Raw genomic sequence first — 19,971 nt, 5'->3', positions numbered from 1 at the left:
CCACTGCCTGAATGAAGTCAGAAGTGCTTGTTCATCTCGTGTTCATCGATGTGAACTGTTTTTGACCGCAATGCTTAATGTAGTAAAAACTTGCACAAATCAGACTTGAAAAGCTGAAAAACGGTTCCCACATCATTGCTGTAGCCGCCACTTAAGGGGCTACCGGCAAGAGGAATTCGCCACATCGGGAGTTCTGCCGCCAATTACGCAAACTTTGTCGCTCTTAAGGAGGGCTTTACTCATGCGTCACGTAGATTTTTCCCCACTGTACCGTTCCACTGTCGGTTTTGACCGTCTGTTTTCCATGTTCGATTCGCTGGCACAGCCAGCAGAAGGCGCGCAGAGCTATCCGCCTTATAATATTGAACGCACAGGCGAAAATAATTATCGCATAACTATGGCTGTTGCCGGTTTTTCTGAAAACGAACTCGAAATTGAAGCCCATCGCAATCAGCTGACTGTTAAGGGTCAAAAGTCCGAAGATCAGGGTGAACATACCAGTGAAGTGCTTTATCGCGGCATCGCCTCGCGGGCTTTCGAGCGTCGTTTCCAGCTTGCGGATTTCGTGGAAATCTCAGGTGCCAGCCTGAAAAACGGCTTGCTGCATATTGATCTGATCAGGGAAATTCCTGAGCAGATGAAACCGCGCAAAATTGAGGTGACCCAAGGCTCGCCCAATGGCACGCAGATTGAAGCGAATGTAAATTCGTCCAAGCATTAATAAGCCTATATAAAAACGCCCCGATGGCTGGTGTCATCGGGGCGTTTTTTGTCATTTATTTATTTTCAGGCAATTAGCGCGCCGAACTGATCGACTTCTGCTTCCGTATTGGCAAAGCTGGTGACAAAACGGGTGAAGATTTCGCCTTCACTGATCTTATCCGCTTCGGAATGCGGCGGGTTCCAATCGTAGAAAATAACGCCCGCTTTTTGCAAACGGTCATAAGTGGTTTGTTTCATGATTGCGAAAACTTCGTTGGCTTGTGGTTTCCAAGCCAGACGCACCTGCGCTGAAGCATCAATATGAGCGGCCAGTTTTTGCGCCAGTTTGTTGGAATGGCGCGCCAGATCCAACCATAGATCATCTTGCAAATAGGCATCAAATTGTGCTGCAATGAAGCGGGTTTTGGAGAAGAGCTGGGCTGCACGTTTACGGATAAATGGTAAATCCTTGGCGCGGTCAGGGTTCATGAAGACGAGTGCCTCGGCGCACCAGCAACCGTTTTTGGTGCCGCCAAATGAAACAATATCAACCCCTTGACGCCATGTCATTTCGGCAGGCGACACATCAAGCGAGACCAGCGCATTGGCAAAACGCGCGCCATCCATGTGCAGCGGCAGATTGTGCGTCTTACAAATGGAGGATAGTTCGGCAATCTGGCCGAGCGAATAAAGTGTGCCGACTTCGGTGGCTTGCGTGAAGGTCACCGCCATTGGTTGTCCGGCGTGGATAAAGGCCGGATTGAAGCGCTTCAGCTCTTTGCGCAGATTTGCCGGATCAATACGGCCATTTGCGCCGTCGACAGGATGCAAACGCGCACCACCGGTAAAATATTCCGGTGCGCCACATTCATCTTCAATCACATGGGCTTCGCGATGGCAAAGTGTAACACCACCGGGACGATTCACACTGGCCAGAGCCAGCGAGTTGGAAGCGGTGCCGGTGCCGACAAAATAAACGGCAACTTCGCGTTCGAATAATTCATTGAAGCGCTGTTCGACCTTTTTGTCGAGTTCGCTGGTGCCGTAAGCGGCAGCAAAACCACCGGCATGCTGTGCGAGACTTTCTGCAATGGTCGGGTGAGCGCCTGCCCAGTTATCGGATGCAAAATGCAAGGTTGTCTCCATATATATCAGGCTTGATTGCCGGTTGTATCAGTCTTCCGGCACATATTGCCAAGTGTTATGCCTTGGCAAATGAAAGCCGTCCAGAGCTTCTATAAGCTTATGATCATTTATTCGTGATGGTGCGGAAATAATCGGCGCGCTCCGGATAGGGGCTGTAAAGATTATCGTTTTTGTGCGTTTTTGGTTGTGCAGGAGCAGGCACTCCGCCAAGCAAGATGCCGCTATGATCGGCGCCATAATCGCGCAAGCTTACTGCGGGTACACGATCTATACGGGATGGCGCAGCGGGGGCGGCTTCGCTGGAAGCAGACGCTGCCGGATCCTGTTGCTGCTCGGTATTACTCAATACTTTTTTTAAAGGTTTTTCGACATAAAAAGCCAGTTTTCTTTTGCCGGCCGTGGTGAGGCCGATGCCATCAGGGCTGCGCAATTGTGCTTCCTGACCGTTAATATCAAGACCGGTGATCGCTCCGTCGCCGTCTTCATTGGCAAAGCCATCCCAGATATCGACAAAGCTTATTTTTGTATTTTCCGAGGTTTTCCGGTAAATTTCATTGAGTGCCAGCATGTCTTTAGACATATCACGGGAAGCATAAGGCGGTTGACCTACCCAGATAAGCGGATAGCCGGTTTTTTGTACACTTAAGACAAATTGCTCAATACGCGCCTGATAATCAGCTTTCCATTCATCGCTGGCAAAAATGCGGATTTTGCCATTGGAATCCATCGTTTGGCGGTCATTAGCACCAATCATCATGATGACGGCAGCGGGTTTTTCCTGCTCCAGCAAAGTCTGGACGGATTGGTTCCAATTATAATAGTCCTGACGCACAAAGCCAGATGATCCATTTGAGAGATCGGTGATGCGTACGGACGGGTTGTCGCTGAAAGCCTCCCCCAAACCATTGGCCAGACCTGAACTTAAGAAGTCACCAAGCACCAGAACGTTTTGGGCATCTTCCAGCTTTTGCACCAGGTGTTTAGGGGCGGGGACAGGAATGGGAATTTGAACCGTAGCAGGTTTACGCGAAGCTGGCGATGTTTGCTTTTTGGGGCGAACTGCGCGCTGTGGTGCAGCTTTTTTAGGTGGTGGCGGTGGTTGCGCGGCTTTTTTCTCGCCAAATAACATGTCGAAAAGCGTTTGCGATTGCGCCGGAGTGGTTTGAGGCAGCAGGAGTGGAAAAGCCAGAAGCCCCGCCGACAAAAGATAAGTCAGCGAGGCTTTTTTTGTAGTCGTTTTGAATAAACGAGACATGATGTTTTATCGTCTGCGTAAGACGTTTAAGACTTCTTTGCTTGGATGGCCGTCAGCGCTTAAACCATTACGTCTTTGAAAAGCTTCAATGGCTGCACGGGAACCTGAGCCGATTTTGCCATCAATTTTACCATCATAATAGCCAAGGGCTTTCAGATGGTTTTGCAGCTCTTCGCGCTCATTCATGGTGATGGGGGTGAATGGACGATTCCAGTCACGCACCAAGCCCTGATAGCCGCCGATACGATCAGCTAAAAGGCCAACTGCCAGCGCATATTTATCAGCATTGTTATAGCGCTTGATGACTGAGAAGTTTTTCGCCATCAGGAAAACAGGGCCTTCACGGCCATCAAGAACACGTAAAGTAACCTTTTCGTTCGGGCGCGGGAACGGGCGGCCATTGGCTCGCTTCAGCCCTAGTTTTTCCCATTCTGCAACTGTGAGTGAGCCGGACGGGAATTTGCGACCGGCAGGCAAAATGACTTCATAGCCCCATGTTTGGCCCGACTGCCAGCCATTACGTGCAAGTAGGCTGGCGGCTGTGCCCAAGGCATCAGGGACAGAGTTCCAGATGTCGCGTTTGCCATTTCCGTCCATATCAACGGCATAAGCCTGATAGCTTGTCGGAATAAACTGGGTGTGGCCAAGCGCACCTGCCCATGAACCCGACAGATGTTTACGGTCGATGTCGCCGGTTTGTAAGATTTTCATCGCAGCAATTAGCTGGGTGCGGCCGAATTTGGCGCGTTTTGGATCCGCATATGCAAGCGTTGCCAGCGAGCGGATGGTATCCATCATGACATCGTCGCGTTTGAGGATTTCGCCGTAATTGCTTTCCATCGACCAGATGGCGAGCAAGACATTACGGTCAACGCCAAAACGCTGTTCAATCCGTTGCAGCCACGGGCCCCATTTGCGCGCCATTGCCTGACCGGTGGCAACCGACTGTTCGTTCACCCGGTTATCGATATAATTCCAGATTGGGTCGACAAATTCCGGTTGATAACGGGCTTTGCGTAAAACTTCCGGGTCAGGTGCATTCACACCTGCAAAAGCCTGATCGTAAACGCGTGCATTGACACCATTTTGAATGGCTGTCGTGCGAAAACTTGCGACCCACTGACGAAATTTTGCGTCGGCGGAAGCGGGCGCAGTTGATAATCCCATCAAAATAGCTAGCATCGCGCCGGAAAGCGCAATCTTGCTTTTAGAGACTTCTTTCACTGTGAATGGAAATCGCAGCATGTTTCTGTGTTTCCCTTCTCTTTTAGGGGCTGTCAAACGGATGAAGCCTGTGTGACCTCACTTTAGCAGGTTTTAACATATGCTGGTTAGTATTTAGTTTACCATGCGCCTGAAAATTGAAAATAATGCGTTTTCAGATGAAGTTTTATGCACCGCTCAGATACAAGTGTTAAAGGCACACATTTAAAGTGATGGAACAAATGCCTTAATGCTGCATTTTGCATTAAGTAGTCGAAATCTTTATATAATAAGCTAGGCTAAGTTTTAATCCTGATTGGTTCGATGGACTGAGGAGTGACATGAGTTCAGTGAAAAAAATCCGTAAAGCAGTTTTTCCGGTTGCCGGTTTGGGAACGCGCTTTTTGCCCGCGACCAAATCCATCCCGAAAGAAATGCTGACGGTGGTTGATAAGCCGGTTATTCAATACGTGGTCGATGAAGCACGTGAAGCCGGTATTGAACACCTGATCTTTGTCACCGGACGCAACAAAGCGGTCATCGAAGATTATTTTGATGCGCAGGTTGAGCTTTATACAACCTTGCAGGAACGCGGTAAAACAGCAGAACTGGAGCATATGCAACAGTTGCAGCCGCAACCTGGCACGACGAGCTTTACCCGCCAGCAGGTGCCGTTAGGTCTTGGCCATGCCGTTTGGTGTGCACGTGAATTGGTTGGTAACGAGCCTTTCGCATTGCTTTTGCCCGATATGGTGATGCAGTCGGAACGTGGATGCCTGGCCGATATGGTTGCCCTTTATGAACAAACCGGCGGCAATATCATCGCTGTGCAGGAATGTGATCCGAAAGACGCTCATAAATACGGTATTGTCGGGCAGGGCGAGAGCGTTGCTAATGGTTTTGAAATCAACAAAATGGTGGAAAAACCGGCAAAAGGCACTGCACCTTCCAATCTTTACATCAATGGCCGTTACATTTTGCAGCCTGAAATTTTTGATCTGCTCAGCAAGCAGGAAAAAGGTGCCGGCAATGAAATTCAGCTCACCGATGCGATGCTGAAACTGGCTGATGAACAAAAATTCTTTGGCTTCAATTATCAGGGACTGACTTTTGACTGTGGCTCAAAAGAAGGTTTCATCGAGGCTAATGTGGCATTTGCCTTGTGGCGCAATGATATCCGCCCGAATGTGGAATATTCGATTGAGCATTTGCTCAAGACAATTGAGGCAAAGTGACCAGTTCACCTTGATGACAGGCATAAAAAAAGGGGCTTTTAAGCCCCTTTTTCATATTTGGTTTTAAGGTCAGTTGGCAGTTTTAAACTTAGCAACTGACAAGAAAGTGACAGCCTGACCGCTGAAGCTGCTGGCGCGATCGGTGGATGGAATATCGCGCTGGAAACCAGCGGTGTAAACCATGGCCGGCGCTTCACGCATCGCATCGTTGCGCAAAACCGGATTGGTCACAGGTACAGCATTGGCAACAGATTCAGATGACATGGCCAATTGCGAAACAGGTGCTGTTGCAGGCTGCACAATCGCTGCTTTATTGGTTTTTGCTCTGTTCGCACTTGGTTTGGCCGATTTTGCAGTGGTGCGTGATTGTGTGTTGAGGCTTGCCACCTGAACATTATTTTTCGGCGCGTCCTTTACTGCAACAACAGGGGCTGGTGCTGCGGCGGCTGGTTTTGAAGCCGGAACGGTTTTAGCCGGTGCAAAATCATCATCAGCAGGGGGGGCGATCAGCTCGCCTTGTGAAGCAATAGCTGCAAGCTGCTGGCTAGCGGAACGGCTGGCCGGAACCGGCATTGTGGTTGCGGCTTGCTCATTCTTTAGAAGATCGGCAATGGCATCATTATTTGAAACGGCTGCCATCTGTACTTCACCGGAAAGGCTTGCCGGACGATTTGCCGGAACCGGTACAAAACCGGTCAGCATTGCTGGCGCTGCATCAGCGATCTGTTCGTTCGGTTCGATAGCCGCAGCCATTGCAATGGCATTTTCAACAGCAGTGGCAGGGCGACGAGCCGGAACCGGAATGATGCTGTGGGCGATTGCATTATTTTGCGCTTCAACCGGTGCAGCCGCAACGGCAAAAGGAATATTGTCTGGCTCTGCCGGTTGAGCAGGAGCCGCAGCTACGGCAGCAACAGGGGCTGCCGGGCGCGGTGCACCAACAGGCAGTGGTACATTACGTGCTGGCAAGGCTGCGATGAGCGGCTCTGCCGGAACAGGTGCAGGCGTTGGAGCCGGAACAACGGCCGGAGCTGTCGGGGCGGATGGACGAGGCGCAGCAGCAGCCGGACGGCGCGCTGGCGTAGCGGCGCGCATATTGTCATCGTTCACATCTTCTTCTTCATCAGCGCCGCCGCCAAACAGGGCGCCAAACAATGTGGCGCTGCGTTTTTTTGATGGAGCTGCACTGGCAACAACAATATTACTGCCTGATGATTTACGACGTTCGACTTCAGCTAAGGCTTGTTTATAGCCTGGCAATGGCTTGCCATCAGAAGGAATGTGGACGGTTTTGCCATCCGGGAAAAGAGCCAGCAATTCCTTGCGGCTCATACGTGGCCATGCGCGAACACCACCTACGTCCAGATGGACGAATGGCGAGCCGGATTTTGGATAATAACCAACACCACCAACTTGATAGCGGATAGCCAGCTGGCGCAGCTTTGACAGCTGCACGCCGGGAATGAAAAAGTCCATTGCTTTACCAAGAGTGTGCTGACTGTTTTTAGCAACACCGCTGGTTTTGGAGCGCAACATAGAGTTGGTCGCCGGAGAACGATAGGCAGATACAACTGTAATGTAATTGGATGAGCCGGAAGCTTTGTGCACCTGCCAGACCAGATCGAACAGACGCGGATCCATCTTTGTCGGTTCGTTGCGGCGCCAGTCACGCAAAAATACGTTAAGCTTTTGCAGACCGTCTTTCAGGTAGCGGCCATTCTTTTTAAATGTGATTTCGGCGCGCTCGCCGGTATGCACATAATAAAGTTTCAGGCTACGGGTTTCAGCCGAAGCAACATTTGGCATCATAACTGTTGTAGCAGTAACCGCTAAAGCCGCGCCTGCAATAATGCAGCGCAGGAACTTTGCTTTGATGCGGTTATATCCCGTTTTGATAATCAAGGTGCTGTCCATCAATTCGTGTAGCCTTACCGTTCTTTCAGTCGGATCACTGATGAGTATCGGATTTATTGGTTAATGGAGGCTTAGTGAACATCAATTGCGTTGGTACTATGGCGAAAAAGACACAGTTCAGCATCTAATTTCACGGTGGTTAACAAACTATTAACAGGTTTTCGCCGCAATTTACCAGTGTTTTTGCCTAAAATGTCACTATTTACAGGGTGCAAGCTTATTTTTATGAAAAAATCAAAATGCCTGCGTCAAATCTGCATGAGTGGACATTAAAAGGCATTGACGGGGCATAGTTTGTGCGAATCATCAAACTAATGATTAATTTTACTCAACAATGAAGCGAAGCAGTGTAAGGCTTAAAACAGAGATTATGGCCTTAACCAGCCTTCAATAGAATCGATCACAGGAGACCCTCAATGAGCGGTGCAAACAGTAAACTCGGCCTATTACCTGAATGGAATCTGGATGATCTTTATAAGGGTCCTGATGCGCCGGAACTGTCGCGTGATATTGAGAAATGCTTCACAGACGCCAAGTCTTTTGAACAGCGCTGGGCTGGCAAGCTCAATGAAGAATTGTTGAAGCCGGATGGCGGTGATTTTGCGCTCAGTATTCAGGCCTATGAAGATTTAAGCGAGCTGATGGGGCGTATCGGCTCTTATGTCGGTCTCTACTATTATGGCGATACCAGTGATGCAAACCGCGCCAAGCTTTATGGTGATGTGCAGCAAAAACTGACTGATGCCAGCACGCCATTGATTTTTTACACGCTGGAACTCAACCGCATTGATGATGCGGTGCTGGATGCGGCGATTGAGAGTAATCCGGCTATCGGTCATTATCGTCCGTGGCTGGTGGATCTGCGTAAAGATAAACCATACCAGCTTGAAGACCGTATCGAGCATTTGCTGCATGAAAAATCAGTGACCGGCTATAGCGCATGGAATCGCTTGTTTGACGAAACCATGTCGTCTTTGCGCTTTGAGGTGAATGGTCAGGAACTGGCGATTGAGCCGACGCTCAACATGTTGCAGGATGCCGATGGTGCAGTGCGCAAGGCGGCGTCTGATGCTTTGGCAAAAACCTTTGCCGCCAATATGCGTATCTTTACGCTGATCACCAATACACTGGCCAAAGATAAAGAAATTTCTGATCGTTGGCGCGGTTTTGAAGATATTGCCGACAGCCGCCATCTTGCCAACCGCGTTGAGCGCGAAGTGGTTGATGCTTTGGCGCAAGCTGTGACCGATGCTTATCCGCGCATTTCACATCGTTATTATGCTTTGAAAGCCAAGTGGCTCGGCCTTGAACGATTGGAAAACTGGGATCGTAATGCGCCATTGCCGGAAACACCGCAGGCGCTGATCAGCTGGGATGAAGCGCGCGAAACCGTGCTTTCGGCCTATCGGGGTTTTGCACCGGAAATAGCTGATATTGCGCAAGAGTTTTTTGACAAAAACTGGATTGATGCACCGGTACGTGCCGGCAAGGCACCAGGTGCATTTGCTCATCCGACTGTGCCTTCTGCCCATCCATATGTGTTGCTCAATTATATGGGCAAGCCGCGTGATGTGATGACTTTGGCGCACGAACTTGGTCATGGCGTCCATCAGGTTCTGGCTGCGCGTCAGGGCGCTTTGATGGCATCAACACCTTTGACCTTGGCTGAAACCGCATCGGTCTTTGGTGAGATGCTGACTTTCCGCTCATTGCTGGCCAAAACCACTGATAAGCGTGAGCGCAAAGCTATGCTGGCGCAAAAAGCGGAAGACATGATCAATACGGTTGTGCGCCAGATTGCGTTTTATCAGTTTGAGCGCCGCGTCCATACCGAGCGTGCGCAGGGTGAATTAACCGCTGAGCGCATTGGTGAAATCTGGATTGAAATCCAGCATGAAAGCTTAGGCCAAGCGGTTCATATTAATCCGGGCTATGAAACCTTCTGGACCTATATCCCGCATTTCATCCATTCACCGTTTTATGTTTATGCTTATGCTTTTGGTGATTGTCTGGTAAATTCACTTTATGCGGTTTATCAAAATGCGGATGAAGGCTTCCAGCAAAAATATTTTGACCTGTTGAAAGCTGGTGGCACCAAACATCATAGTGAATTGCTTGCACCTTTCGGCCTTGATGCGACCGATCCGAATTTCTGGCAGAAAGGTCTGTCAGTAATTGAATCGATTATCGACGAATTGGAAGCAATGGAGAATTAAGCGGCCAGACATTGTTTTAAACATGAGTTGTTTTAAATGATAAACGACCCCGTTATTCTTTTTAAAGATGAGAAAAAGGGCCGCGAAATGTCTTTCGCGGCTCCTCTCTTTATTATCGAAGCCAGTGAGCCGCAGGCGTTTGAGGCCGCTTTTCAAGCTTGCCAGCAAGCGCATGAGGACGGCTTTTGGCTTGCAGGGTTTTTGTCCTATGAGGCGGGCTATTTATTAGAACCGCAATTGCGACAAAGCCTGCCTGAGGGGCGAAAAGCGCCGCTTTTGTCCTTTGGCGTCTTTGAAAAACCGGTTGATATGCCGCTGATGCCAACCGCTGATGCGGCGCGCATTTATGATTTTCGCCCCGAATGGACGTTGGAAGAGTATCGCCAAAAGTTCGAGCGACTGCATTATCATTTGCGCGCTGGTGATTGCTATCAGGGCAATCTGACTTTTCCGATCAAAGCACAATGGGACGGTGATCCTTTTGCGCTTTTTAATGAATTGTCGAAACGCCAGCAGGTTGGTCATGCCTGTTATTGTAATTTCGGTTCCGCAAGTTCTGCGCCTATTATTCTGTCGCGCTCGCCGGAATTGTTTTTCGAAGTGGATAAAGACGGCTGGATTGAGACCCATCCGATGAAAGGCACATCCCCACGCGGTAAAACAGCTGAAGAAGATGATTATTGGCGTGATTTTTTGAAAAATGATCCGAAAAATCAGACCGAAAACCGGATGATTGTTGATTTGCTGCGCAATGATATTTCACTGATCAGCGAAACCGGAACCCTTGATGTGCCGGAACTTTTTGCCGTAGAGCGTTTTGAAACCGTGCATCAGATGATCAGCCGTGTGCGGGCGCGGTTGAAACCGGATTTGCGTTTGCGCGATATTTTTGCCGGACTTTTTCCTTGTGGTTCTATCACGGGTGCCCCCAAAATCAGCGTGATGCATATATTACGTGAGCTGGAACAAGCCCCGCGTGATATTTATTGCGGGTCACTTGGCTGGATTGCGCCCAGTGGCGAGATGCGCTTCAATGTGGCGATCAGAACGATATCGCTGTTTGACGACGGGCAGGCTATTCTGAATGTCGGAGGCGGTGTTATCTTTGATTCAACCGCAGAGGAGGAATATGCAGAATGTCTGTTGAAAGCCCGTTATGTGATGGATCAGGAATTGCAGCAATGAAGCCTGCCTTCCAGCTCATTGAAACACTGCGTTATGAGCCGGATGCAGATTTTTTGCGGCTGGAACTGCATCTGCAGCGGTTGGAAAATTCCGCCCGGGCTCTGGGCTTTCCGTTGGATATGCCGGCGGTCAGGCGCCAATTGGCGGCCAAAGGGCAGGGCAACAAAGCTTTGCGAGTGCGCCTGACGCTTGATCCGGATGGTGTGATTGATATTGAAACAGCGCCATTCGAAGCACTGCCTGCGGAAACCGTTTGGCGGCTCGGCATTGCTAAAACTAGGCTTCGTCATGATGATCCGTTGCTGCAACACAAAACCACAAGGCGCGCGCTTTATGTCGCTGCGCGTGAAGAGTTTTCACGCGAGGAAGTTGACGAGGTCTTGTTGTTCAATGATTTGGGGCAATTGTGCGAGGGCACGATTACGACAGTATTTTTAGAGATAGGTGATAAGACCTGTGTGACGCCTGATATTTCCTGCGGTTTGCTGGCGGGTATTTTGCGTGAGGAGTTGTTGCGCAAGAATGTTGTCAGGCAAGCAATTTTGACTTTGGACGATTTGCGTAATGCACAAAAAATTTTCGTCGGCAATTCATTGCGTGGTATGATAAAAGCAGACTTGTCTTGTTGTTTTGCGACTTTATAAGGCTTGCAACCACGTTTTGATTGATGCGGCAGAACTGCAACACAAATCAGTTCCTTTAAAAACAGGACTTGTTTTGCGGATTGTTTGGTATCATCAACAGATTGAAGATTTTTTTCGGGAGAGCTTAAAATGAAACGCTTCCGCACTATGGCAACACTGGCCGCACTGGGTTTTGCTGTTGCAGCCTGTCAGACACAGGCACCCATTTATGATGGCGGTCGTATTGCCCCGCAGGTCAATGCTGCCGGTATTGATGGCAATTGGGTTGATGCCAATGGTATTACCTCCAGCTTTAATGGTGGTGTTTTCATCACCCGCACTACCGACACCAATGAAAAACTTGCGGAAGGCAGCTATCGTTATCAGTCGCCGCGTCTGGTAGAAATTGAAATGCGCTCGCTGGTACGCGGAACGGTTTCTAAAGTGAATTGTGCACTGGTTTCACAGGGGCAGCTTAATTGCACATCTTCGGCAGGTGCGCAGTTCTCCTTGCAGCGCAGTGCTTAAATTTTAAGCGTATTGCCGGATTTTTATTAAGCCGCTCCGTAAAAAGGGCGGCTTTTTGATGTGATGCGTGTTTAAACATTTGCTTATTTAGTGGTTCAGTTTAGGACGGTATTGAAATTTGTCCGGATTTGTCTAGTTTTCGGGCAATATAGGAGACAGACAATGAGCGTGAATGATTTAGCTTACATCAATCCGGATATTGAGAAGGTGCCACAGCCGAAAGTGGGTGTCTTGCTGGTTAATCTGGGAACACCGGATGGTACTGATTATAAGCCAATGCGTCGTTATCTGGCTGAGTTTTTGACCGATAAACGCGTGATCGAATGGCCGCGCGCTATCTGGCTGCCGATTCTTTACGGTATTGTGCTGATGACACGTCCGAAAAAATCCGGTGCTTTATATGCCCGTATCTGGAATCGCGAAAAGAATGAATCACCGCTGCGCACCTATACGCGTTCGCAAAGCGAGAAGCTTGCTGAAGCCCTTAAAGATTATGACAATGTGATTGTTGATTGGGCAATGCGCTATGGCCAGCCTTCAATCGAGAGCGTGACCGATAAATTATTGGCACAGGGCTGTGAACGTATTGTGATGTTCCCGCTCTATCCGCAATATTCTGCGACCACCACCGCAACGGTAAACGACAAGTTCTTTGAAGCTCTGATGAAAAAGCGCTTTATGCCTGCCGTGCGTGTGGTGCCTTCTTATCAGACGGAGCCGGTTTATATTGAAGCATTGGCGCGCTCAATTGAGAAGCATGTCGCCAGCCTTGATTTTGAGCCGGAAGTGATTTTGGCCTCTTATCATGGCATTCCGCAGAGCTACGCGAAAAAGGGTGATCCTTATCCGGAGCAATGCTACGAAACATCACGTTTGTTGCAGGCGCGTTTGGGCTATGATGATAAGAAATATCGCAGCACCTTCCAGTCGCGTTTCGGGCCGGAAGAATGGTTGCAGCCCTATACGGATGAAACGGTTGTTGAACTTGCCAAGCAGGGCGTAAAATCAATGGCTGTGCTCAATCCGGGCTTTGTGGTTGACTGCCTCGAAACAGTGGATGAAATCGGCAATGAAGCAGCGGAAGAATTCCATGAAAATGGCGGCGTTAATTTTAGCCATATTCCGTGCCTTAACGACACAGAAGATGGTATGAAAGTTATTGAGACGCTGGTGCGCCGCGAATTGCAAGGTTGGGTATAAAAATCAATTGTTTAGCCTCTGCATTCCCATGCAGAGGCTGTTTTAAAAGGTTTTACGATGACTGGTTTTGATCTCGTATTAGTTATTTTTGGGTTTTTGGTGCTGATTACGCTGTTTTCCGGCGTAAAAACTGTGCCGCAAGGTTACCATTATACGGTGCTGCGCTTTGGTCGTTACACTCGCACGCTCGCACCGGGGCTTAACCTGATCGTGCCTTTCTTTGATCGTATCGGCGCCAAGCTCAATATGATGGAGCAGGTGCTGGATGTGCCGACGCAAGAAGTCATCACCCGCGATAATGCCACAGTGAGCGTTGATGGTGTGGCTTTTTATCAGATCCTGAATGCAGCGCAGGCAGCTTATGAAGTTTCTGATCTGAACTATGCGATCCTTAACCTCACCATGACCAATATCCGTACCGTGATGGGTTCGATGGATCTTGATGAATTGCTTTCCAACCGCGATACCATCAATGAGCGCTTGTTGCATGTGGTGGATGATGCGGCGCATTCATGGGGCATTAAAATGACCCGTGTTGAGATCAAAGACATTAACCCGCCGAAAGACCTGATTGAATCGATGGGTCGTCAGATGAAGGCCGAGCGTGATAAACGTGCGCAGGTGCTGGAAGCTGAAGGTGACCGTAATGCGCAGATCTTACGCGCGGAAGGTTTGAAGCAGGCACAGATTTTGCAAGCGGAAGGTAAGCGTGAAGCAGCATATCGTGAGGCGGAAGCCCGCGAACGTCTGGCTGAAGCGGAAGCGAAAGCGACCTCGCTTGTTTCCGATGCGATTGCTGATGGTAACGTGCAGGCGATCAACTACTTCATTGCGCAGAAATATACCGAAGCGTTGATTGAGATTGGCAGTTCCAAGAACAATAAGATCGTGATGATGCCATTGGAGGCAAGCTCATTGATTGGCTCGCTCGGTGGTATTGGTGCGATTGCCAAGGAAGTTTTTGGTTCCGGCAGCGATGTCAATGCGAATGACCCAGCACCTCAGCGTGGTCGTTCGGTTCCATCCACTGGCAAAAAATAAGCCATCGTTTAAGAACAGGAGCAGATCATGATTGTGACTTTGATTGAGCAATCAGGCCATTGGAGCTGGATCGTTCTGGGGCTTATTCTGCTTGTTCTGGAAGTGCTGTTACCGGGAATTTTTCTGGTATGGTTTGGCGTTGCTGCTCTTGTCACCGGCACGATGGTGCTGGTGGCTGGCAGTGCGCTCTGGCTTGGCTGGCAAGTGCAGCTTTTGGTCTTTTTAGTATTGTCAGTTATCTTTCCGCTGGTTGGACGCAGGTTTTTAGGCTCAAGCCGGCGCGAAGTCGATCAGCCATTGCTCAACCGTCGCGGCGATCAATTGATCGGCCAGCGCGCCGTTTTGATTGAAGCGATTGTCAACGGTCACGGCCGGTTGAAGATTAATGACACGATCTGGCGTGTCACCGGCACAGATATGCCGGTTGGCACATCCGTGCTGATTACTGGTTATGATCAGGGTGCATTACAGGTGGAAGTACTGGCATAAAGCTATCAAAAGACAAATAAAAAAGCCCGGTTTTCCCGGGCTTTTTGTTTTATGCGGCTTTGATGCGCAGCAAATCGTGGAAATGGATAACACCGACAGGGCGGTTTTCTTCTGTCACAATCAGCACACTGATATTGTGCTCTTCCAGAATACTCATCGCGCTGCTGACCAATGATTTCGGGCTGACCGTCTTCGGTGAGCGGGTCATCACATCATCAACGCTGAGTTCAGACAGATTGCGGTGCAGGTTACGCGCCAGATCACCCTCGGTGACAATGCCGGCCAGCAGACCGTCACTATCCAGCACCGCTACACAACCAAAGCGCTTGTGTGAAAGAACCTTCATCGCTTCCGGCATCAAAGTGCCGAGCGGAACAGTTGGGATGCGGTCGCCTTTATGCATCACTTCGCTGACATGAGTGAGACTTGCACCCAGTGAACCGCCCGGATGGAAGGTGCGGAAATCACCAGGGGTGAAGTTGCGCGCTTCTAGCAGTGCAATCGCCAGTGCATCACCGATGGCAAGCTGCATTAAGGTTGAGGTGGTTGGTGCCAAACCATGCGGGCAGGCTTCTGTTACGCGCGGCATCAACAGGCAGGTGGTTGCGGCGCGGCCAAGGGCTGAATCTTCACCAGCGGTGATAGCAATCAGCGGAATGCGGTAGCGGGTGGCAAATTGCACAACGCCTTTAAGCTCAGCTGTTTCCCCCGACCATGAAAGGGCGAGAATCACATCGTCAGAGCTGATCATTCCAAGATCGCCGTGATTGGCTTCGGCGGAATGGACGAAAAATGCGGCGGTACCGGTGGAGGCAAAAGTTGCCGCCAGCTTGGAACCGACATGGCCGCTTTTGCCGATGCCGGTTACAATAAGACGCCCTTTGCTGGCGCCGATCACCCTGACAGCTTCGGCAAAAGGTGCCGCGAGGCCGTTTTGCAGGGCTTCTTCAAGCGCTGACAAACCGTTTTTCTCGGTGTTCAGGGTTCTTAATGCGGAAGCAAGAGCTGCCTCGGCATCGTCTTTAACGGAAGGTCTGATCAAGTCTTGCATGGTCTGAACCGATAAGCTTTTCGTGTGGGTTTGTCCAATAATAAAGCATGCAGAAGTTCACGAGCCTGCGTGAGCTAATTTTTTCCCATATAGGTATTTATAAACACATATATCAGGCAAGATATTCAAATTATTATTTAAATCATTTTGCCGCAGAAAATCCTGCAACTGAATATTAACCATAAAGAGTTAGATCTTATAAACCATGAGTTGACCGGTTTGCAGAATGCTTTGATGGTTAAAACGCGAAAAAACACAACTGGCTTGAAAGGTTCAGTGCGCAAGATGCCACTGAAACTGGCTTTGCTTGTGGCTTTTTTTGCGGGTTCATCAAACCTTGTTTTTGCACAAAATCTGCCCCAAGTGCCTGAAGAACCAAGCTTTTGGGAAAGCACGAAAACGGTACGCTTTATCCAGAATGAGGATGAAGAGCCCAGCCGTGCGAGCCGCGAAAATCTGCCGAAAAATCCGGAACAGGGCTTGGGCGGAAGGCCGGAAGCAAATCCCTTTGCTCCGCTTGGCATCCGCAGTGGTAATTTTATGTTGCGCCCGTCGCTGGAGCAGGGCTTACGCGCGACCAGTAATTCCAAAAACAGCAGTAGCGGTAAAAATGCGGTTTTGTCTGAGACGCAATTGCGCATGGATATTCAAACTGATTTACCGCGCCATGCCGCATTTTTAAATCTGACGGGCAATTGGATCAAAACAATTTCCGGCGATGATGTATCGGAGCCGTTTTTGCTGCTCAACAGCGGCTTGCGTCTTGATCTGGATAATCAAAGCCGTTTGAATTTGGGTTTTGATTATATGTTGCGCCGTGAAAGTGCTTCCAGCCCGAACAATCTGGATGTTGCTGATGAAAATCCGCTTTTTCATACATTGAGCGGCACTGTCGGCATTGAGCGGGAAGGAAATCTGCTTTTTGGCCGTGCTGATGCACGCTTTGATCGTAATATTTACGGTGATGCGGATTTGACCGGCGGCGGCACTATCAGCCAAAGTGACCGCAATAATAATTATGTCAGTGCGAAGCTTCGTGGCGGTTTTCAGGTGTCGGCCGCGTTGAAGCCTTTTGTCGAGGTTGAGGCTGGCAAGCGCATTTATGATGACAAATATGATCACAATGGTTTTCAGCGCAGCGGTAATCAATATGCTGCCAATGCGGGGCTGATGTTTGATCTGGGCGAGAAATTCAACGGTGAATTATCGGTCGGTTATTTACGTTCGCAACTGGATGATGACCGTTTGCGCAATGTGGATGGTTTGGCGTTTAATGCACTTGTAAACTGGTCTCCGCAGCGCGGTACGGATGTGGCACTTAATGCCCGCACCCTTGTGGAAGGGGCGACAACGGCCAATGTCAGTGGCTCGCTCTTATATCTGGCAAGCCTTGAGGTGAAACATAATATTCGCTCCAACCTGATACTGACAGCAGGGATTGATACGCGTATCCGCGATAATAAAGACAATACCGGCTTTGATTATACATATGGTGCGCAAATTGGCGCGACCTATTGGGTCAATCGTTTTGTAGCGCTCAATGCGCGTCTGCGTCATGAACAGATGAAAAGCGATTTGGCTTCACGCGACTATCGATCTAACAGCATTTATGTGGGCATGAAATTGCAGCGATAAAAAAAGCCCTGAAAATTCAGGGCTTTTCCTTGTCAGTTTTATGCTTTTAGCTTGCAGGCATCGCTTGCCAGCTTGGTGATGGCATCCCAATCTCCGGCCTCAACCAGATTTGCAGGTGCAACCCATGAGCCGCCCACGCAAATCACATTTGGCAGGCTCAAATAATTATTGGCATTGGCAAGGCTGATGCCGCCGGTCGGGCAGAACGAAAGATCGGCCAATGGCGAAGACATGGCTTTCAAAAATGCGGCACCACCGGATTGTTCGGCAGGGAAGAATTTCAAATAACGATAGCCTTCATCACGAAGGCTCAACATTTCGCCCGGTGTGATGGCGGCTGGCAATAATGGCACGGCGCTGTCATTGGCAGCATCAAGAATATTGCGGGTAACGCCGGGGCTGACGATAAAGCGTGAGCCTGCTGCCACTGCATCCTGATAGTTTTTTGCGTCCAGAATTGTGCCTGCACCAACAATGGCTTCCGGCACTTCATCGGCAACAGCTTTGATTGCTTGCAGTGCAGCAGCGGTGCGAAGCGTTATTTCAATGGCAGGCAAACCACCTTTAGCAAGCGCACGCGCAAGCGGAACAGCATGTTCTACCTTGTCGATGAGCAAAACCGGAATGACCGGCTGGCCTGTAAGCACTGGCTTGAGAAGATCGATCTTTTGAGACATGTGAGCTCCGGTGGTTATGAACTGTTCCGCATCTGCAATTTTATACGAACCGATTTAAATGGCTGGGATGGGTTTGTCTACACTGATACTGGTTTCAAGCCGCGGCATTTCATGAGCCAGACGGATTTTCCAACCGATCCAGGCAGCTTCAAGCTTCAGGTCATATTGGTTTTTGGCATAAGCAGGCCCGTTATAGCTTTTGGCAAAATGCGCCCAGTTTTGTTTATGCAGGCTTTGTTGCAAACCGGATTGAAGAATAAACCGTGTCATCAGCATGATCTGGCCGGAGACAGAACTGCGGGCAAGGGCCACAAGAGCATCAATATTTGTGAAGCCCAGCCACTGCCAATGGGCGCCCATCACTTGCCCTAATCCCCATGAAGTTGATTCGAGCGCGGCTTTCCGGTTAATTTTTATGGCGCGGTTCAGCAGTGCCCATCGGGCAGCTTGGCTGGCAGGATTGCGGATTTTGCCAGCTGACGGATGCGCCAAACCTTCTGAGCGCGCCCGCTCACGGGTTGAGCCCGTTAGTCTGCGGTCAAAATAGTGCCCTTCAAACCGGATTGCCGGTTCATATTTTCCATTAACCAGATAGGCGGTTCTGCCTCCTGATTCAATTTCGGCAACAGCCAGCAAAGCAGCCGGATCAAGCTGATATTCAAAAGCGGTTGTCAGAACTGCGTTGATTGTATCCTTGTTAAACATTGATGTTCCTTTTCTGGCTTGAAAAAGACCATTGTCGTCTATCTTGGCAGGCGGGGGATAAATGTAAGCTTGAAAATTGTGCTTTTCAGCGCTACGTCAGAGGCAGAAACAAGCGCGTTTAATTGATGGAACGTGGCTATTGATTAAAATCAATGCGTTAGAGATATTTTACGACAATTAAGAATATCTGACGCAATCCTTGCATTAAAAAATCGAACTGGCACTGAAAAATATGAACACGTCTGCACCCGTTTTTACCGTTGCCGCACTCTATCGATTTGCGAAACTGCCGCAATTTGAAGCGTTGCGCGAACCTTTGACTGAATTGTGCAACAAGCACGATGTCAGAGGCACGCTGCTGCTTGCAAGTGAAGGTATCAACGGCACGGTTGCAGGCACAGAGACAGGCATTGCGGTACTTATCGATTATATTGAAGCTATTCCGGAGCTTAAAGGTCTGGAATTGAAATATTCGACCGCCAGCAAGCTGCCGTTCTATCGCCTGAAAATTAAGCTGAAGCGTGAAATCGTCACGATGGGTGTTGAAGGTATTGATCCGCTTCAGAGTGTTGGCACCTATGTGGCGGCTGAAGACTGGAATGATCTGATCAGCGACGAGAACACCATTCTCGTTGATACGCGCAATGATTACGAATATGCGATCGGCACTTTTGAAGGTGCGATTGACCCGTGCACCACAACATTCCGCGAATTTCCGGAATGGGTGGAGCAACATCGTGATGAGCTGGAGGGCAAAAAAATCGCGATGTTCTGCACGGGCGGTATCCGCTGCGAAAAAGCAACTGCTTTTGTCAAAGGCCTGGGCTTTGATGATGTTTATCATCTTAAAGGCGGCATTTTGAAATATCTGGAAGATATTCCAGCTGAACAAAGCATGTGGGAAGGCGAATGCTTCGTCTTTGACGAGCGCGTATCGGTTGGCCATGGTCTGGTGGAAGGCGATATCGAACTTTGCCGCGCTTGCCGCCGTCCGATTACGCCGGAAGACAAGCTGTCTCCGAAATTTCAGCACGGCATTTCATGTGAGGCTTGCTATGACGAACGCACCGATGAAGATCGTGCCCGTTATGCCGAGCGCGAGAAACAAATCATGCTGGCGAAAAAACACGGTCGTGCCCGTCACATTGGCAGCTAAGACAGGCATT

18 protein-coding genes are annotated in these 19,971 nt (G+C 49.5%); 11 read left to right on the top strand and 7 right to left on the bottom strand.

All coding sequences use genetic code 11. The features are described from left to right. Positions 1-241: 241 nt before the first annotated feature. Complete coding sequence (locus FHS77_RS10105) at positions 242-721, top strand: Hsp20 family protein (RefSeq protein ID WP_184222961.1); 480 nt, start codon at positions 242-244, stop codon at positions 719-721. 65 nt (positions 722-786) lie between these two features. Here FHS77_RS10105 and FHS77_RS10100 read toward each other — a convergent pair whose 3' ends face one another. The 3 genes from FHS77_RS10100 to FHS77_RS10090 form a co-directional block, all read right to left on the bottom strand. Beyond that, complete coding sequence (locus FHS77_RS10100) at positions 787-1,836, bottom strand: threonine aldolase family protein (RefSeq protein ID WP_184222959.1); 1,050 nt, start codon at positions 1,834-1,836, stop codon at positions 787-789. 115 nt (positions 1,837-1,951) lie between these two features. Further along, positions 1,952-3,103: an SGNH/GDSL hydrolase family protein gene (locus FHS77_RS10095; RefSeq protein ID WP_184222957.1), complete on the bottom strand. Its 1,152-nt coding sequence runs from the start codon at positions 3,101-3,103 to the stop codon at positions 1,952-1,954. Between the two features lie 6 nt (positions 3,104-3,109). After that, positions 3,110-4,348: a lytic murein transglycosylase gene (locus FHS77_RS10090; RefSeq protein ID WP_184222955.1), complete on the bottom strand. Its 1,239-nt coding sequence runs from the start codon at positions 4,346-4,348 to the stop codon at positions 3,110-3,112. Positions 4,349-4,647: 299 nt separating this feature from the next. Here FHS77_RS10090 and galU point away from each other — a divergent pair, with 299 nt between their 5' ends. Beyond that, positions 4,648-5,541: a UTP--glucose-1-phosphate uridylyltransferase GalU gene (galU, locus tag FHS77_RS10085; protein ID WP_184222953.1), complete on the top strand. Its 894-nt coding sequence runs from the start codon at positions 4,648-4,650 to the stop codon at positions 5,539-5,541. 69 nt (positions 5,542-5,610) lie between these two features. On the opposite strand, the gene mepK is transcribed toward galU, so the two are convergent. Next, positions 5,611-7,455: a peptidoglycan L,D-endopeptidase MepK gene (gene mepK, locus FHS77_RS10080; RefSeq protein WP_184222952.1), complete on the bottom strand. Its 1,845-nt coding sequence runs from the start codon at positions 7,453-7,455 to the stop codon at positions 5,611-5,613. 416 nt (positions 7,456-7,871) lie between these two features. Between mepK and FHS77_RS10075 the strand changes: the two genes are divergently transcribed. The 7 genes from FHS77_RS10075 to FHS77_RS10045 all read left to right on the top strand — a co-directional run bounded on the left by FHS77_RS10075 (position 7,872) and on the right by FHS77_RS10045 (position 14,737). Then, a complete protein-coding gene (locus FHS77_RS10075; RefSeq protein WP_184222950.1) occupies positions 7,872-9,671 on the top strand; it encodes a M3 family oligoendopeptidase in 1,800 nt (599 codons plus the stop codon). A gap of 36 nt (positions 9,672-9,707) precedes the next feature. Next, entirely contained in the window at positions 9,708-10,856 is a 1,149-nt protein-coding gene (locus tag FHS77_RS10070) for an aminodeoxychorismate synthase component I (RefSeq protein ID WP_184222948.1), read from the top strand. Next, on the top strand, positions 10,808-11,500 hold the full coding sequence (locus tag FHS77_RS10065) for an aminotransferase class IV family protein (RefSeq protein WP_184222946.1): 693 nt from the start codon (positions 10,808-10,810) through the stop codon (positions 11,498-11,500). Before FHS77_RS10070 ends, FHS77_RS10065 begins: the two co-directional genes overlap by 49 nt. A gap of 129 nt (positions 11,501-11,629) precedes the next feature. Beyond that, a complete protein-coding gene (gene omp10 / locus FHS77_RS10060) occupies positions 11,630-12,007 on the top strand; it encodes an outer membrane lipoprotein Omp10 (RefSeq protein WP_184222944.1) in 378 nt (125 codons plus the stop codon). Positions 12,008-12,169: 162 nt separating this feature from the next. Further along, on the top strand, positions 12,170-13,207 hold the full coding sequence (gene hemH / locus FHS77_RS10055; RefSeq protein WP_184222942.1) for a ferrochelatase: 1,038 nt from the start codon (positions 12,170-12,172) through the stop codon (positions 13,205-13,207). 57 nt (positions 13,208-13,264) lie between these two features. Further along, positions 13,265-14,248 carry an SPFH domain-containing protein gene (locus FHS77_RS10050; protein ID WP_184222940.1) on the top strand — a complete coding sequence of 328 codons (984 nt, stop codon included), beginning with the start codon at positions 13,265-13,267 and terminating at the stop codon, positions 14,246-14,248. A 27-nt stretch (positions 14,249-14,275) separates the two neighbouring features. After that, a complete protein-coding gene (locus FHS77_RS10045; protein WP_184222938.1) occupies positions 14,276-14,737 on the top strand; it encodes an NfeD family protein in 462 nt (153 codons plus the stop codon). A 49-nt stretch (positions 14,738-14,786) separates the two neighbouring features. On the opposite strand, the gene FHS77_RS10040 is transcribed toward FHS77_RS10045, so the two are convergent. Then, positions 14,787-15,788: a KpsF/GutQ family sugar-phosphate isomerase gene (locus FHS77_RS10040; protein ID WP_184222936.1), complete on the bottom strand. Its 1,002-nt coding sequence runs from the start codon at positions 15,786-15,788 to the stop codon at positions 14,787-14,789. A 234-nt stretch (positions 15,789-16,022) separates the two neighbouring features. On the opposite strand from FHS77_RS10040, the gene FHS77_RS10035 reads away from it, so the two are divergent. After that, positions 16,023-17,423 carry an outer membrane beta-barrel protein gene (locus FHS77_RS10035; RefSeq protein WP_184222934.1) on the top strand — a complete coding sequence of 467 codons (1,401 nt, stop codon included), beginning with the start codon at positions 16,023-16,025 and terminating at the stop codon, positions 17,421-17,423. Positions 17,424-17,461: 38 nt separating this feature from the next. On the opposite strand, the gene FHS77_RS10030 is transcribed toward FHS77_RS10035, so the two are convergent. Beyond that, complete coding sequence (locus FHS77_RS10030; protein ID WP_184222932.1) at positions 17,462-18,100, bottom strand: 2-dehydro-3-deoxy-phosphogluconate aldolase; 639 nt, start codon at positions 18,098-18,100, stop codon at positions 17,462-17,464. 54 nt (positions 18,101-18,154) lie between these two features. Then, positions 18,155-18,805, bottom strand: a complete 651-nt coding sequence (locus FHS77_RS10025; RefSeq protein WP_184222929.1) for an N-acetylmuramidase family protein — start codon at positions 18,803-18,805, stop codon at positions 18,155-18,157. Between the two features lie 232 nt (positions 18,806-19,037). On the opposite strand from FHS77_RS10025, the gene trhO reads away from it, so the two are divergent. Further along, on the top strand, positions 19,038-19,961 hold the full coding sequence (gene trhO, locus FHS77_RS10020) for an oxygen-dependent tRNA uridine(34) hydroxylase TrhO (RefSeq protein WP_184222926.1): 924 nt from the start codon (positions 19,038-19,040) through the stop codon (positions 19,959-19,961). Positions 19,962-19,971: the final 10 nt, after the last annotated feature.

This window comes from Paenochrobactrum gallinarii, assembly GCF_014205685.1.
GTDB lineage: Bacteria > Pseudomonadota > Alphaproteobacteria > Rhizobiales > Rhizobiaceae > Paenochrobactrum > Paenochrobactrum gallinarii.
This window is presented reverse-complemented; position numbering and strand designations above follow the sequence as displayed.

Excerpts from the sequence above, each read along its gene's own strand:
- galU (WP_184222953.1), top strand. The coding sequence starts at position 4,648 with ATGAGTTCAGTGAAAAAAATCCGTAAAGCAGTTTTTCCGGTTGCCGGT.
- FHS77_RS10065 (WP_184222946.1), top strand. The coding sequence starts at position 10,808 with ATGTCTGTTGAAAGCCCGTTATGTGATGGATCAGGAATTGCAGCAATG.
- FHS77_RS10105 (WP_184222961.1), top strand. The coding sequence starts at position 242 with ATGCGTCACGTAGATTTTTCCCCACTGTACCGTTCCACTGTCGGTTTT.
- FHS77_RS10035 (WP_184222934.1), top strand. The coding sequence starts at position 16,023 with ATGGTTAAAACGCGAAAAAACACAACTGGCTTGAAAGGTTCAGTGCGC.
- trhO (WP_184222926.1), top strand. The coding sequence starts at position 19,038 with ATGAACACGTCTGCACCCGTTTTTACCGTTGCCGCACTCTATCGATTT.
- FHS77_RS10090 (WP_184222955.1), bottom strand. The coding sequence starts at position 4,348 with ATGCTGCGATTTCCATTCACAGTGAAAGAAGTCTCTAAAAGCAAGATT.
- omp10 (WP_184222944.1), top strand. The coding sequence starts at position 11,630 with ATGAAACGCTTCCGCACTATGGCAACACTGGCCGCACTGGGTTTTGCT.
- FHS77_RS10075 (WP_184222950.1), top strand. The coding sequence starts at position 7,872 with ATGAGCGGTGCAAACAGTAAACTCGGCCTATTACCTGAATGGAATCTG.
- FHS77_RS10045 (WP_184222938.1), top strand. The coding sequence starts at position 14,276 with ATGATTGTGACTTTGATTGAGCAATCAGGCCATTGGAGCTGGATCGTT.
- FHS77_RS10030 (WP_184222932.1), bottom strand. The coding sequence starts at position 18,100 with ATGTCTCAAAAGATCGATCTTCTCAAGCCAGTGCTTACAGGCCAGCCG.
- FHS77_RS10025 (WP_184222929.1), bottom strand. The coding sequence starts at position 18,805 with ATGTTTAACAAGGATACAATCAACGCAGTTCTGACAACCGCTTTTGAA.
- FHS77_RS10040 (WP_184222936.1), bottom strand. The coding sequence starts at position 15,788 with ATGCAAGACTTGATCAGACCTTCCGTTAAAGACGATGCCGAGGCAGCT.
- FHS77_RS10095 (WP_184222957.1), bottom strand. The coding sequence starts at position 3,103 with ATGTCTCGTTTATTCAAAACGACTACAAAAAAAGCCTCGCTGACTTAT.
- FHS77_RS10050 (WP_184222940.1), top strand. The coding sequence starts at position 13,265 with ATGACTGGTTTTGATCTCGTATTAGTTATTTTTGGGTTTTTGGTGCTG.
- mepK (WP_184222952.1), bottom strand. The coding sequence starts at position 7,455 with ATGGACAGCACCTTGATTATCAAAACGGGATATAACCGCATCAAAGCA.
- FHS77_RS10070 (WP_184222948.1), top strand. The coding sequence starts at position 9,708 with ATGATAAACGACCCCGTTATTCTTTTTAAAGATGAGAAAAAGGGCCGC.
- hemH (WP_184222942.1), top strand. The coding sequence starts at position 12,170 with ATGAGCGTGAATGATTTAGCTTACATCAATCCGGATATTGAGAAGGTG.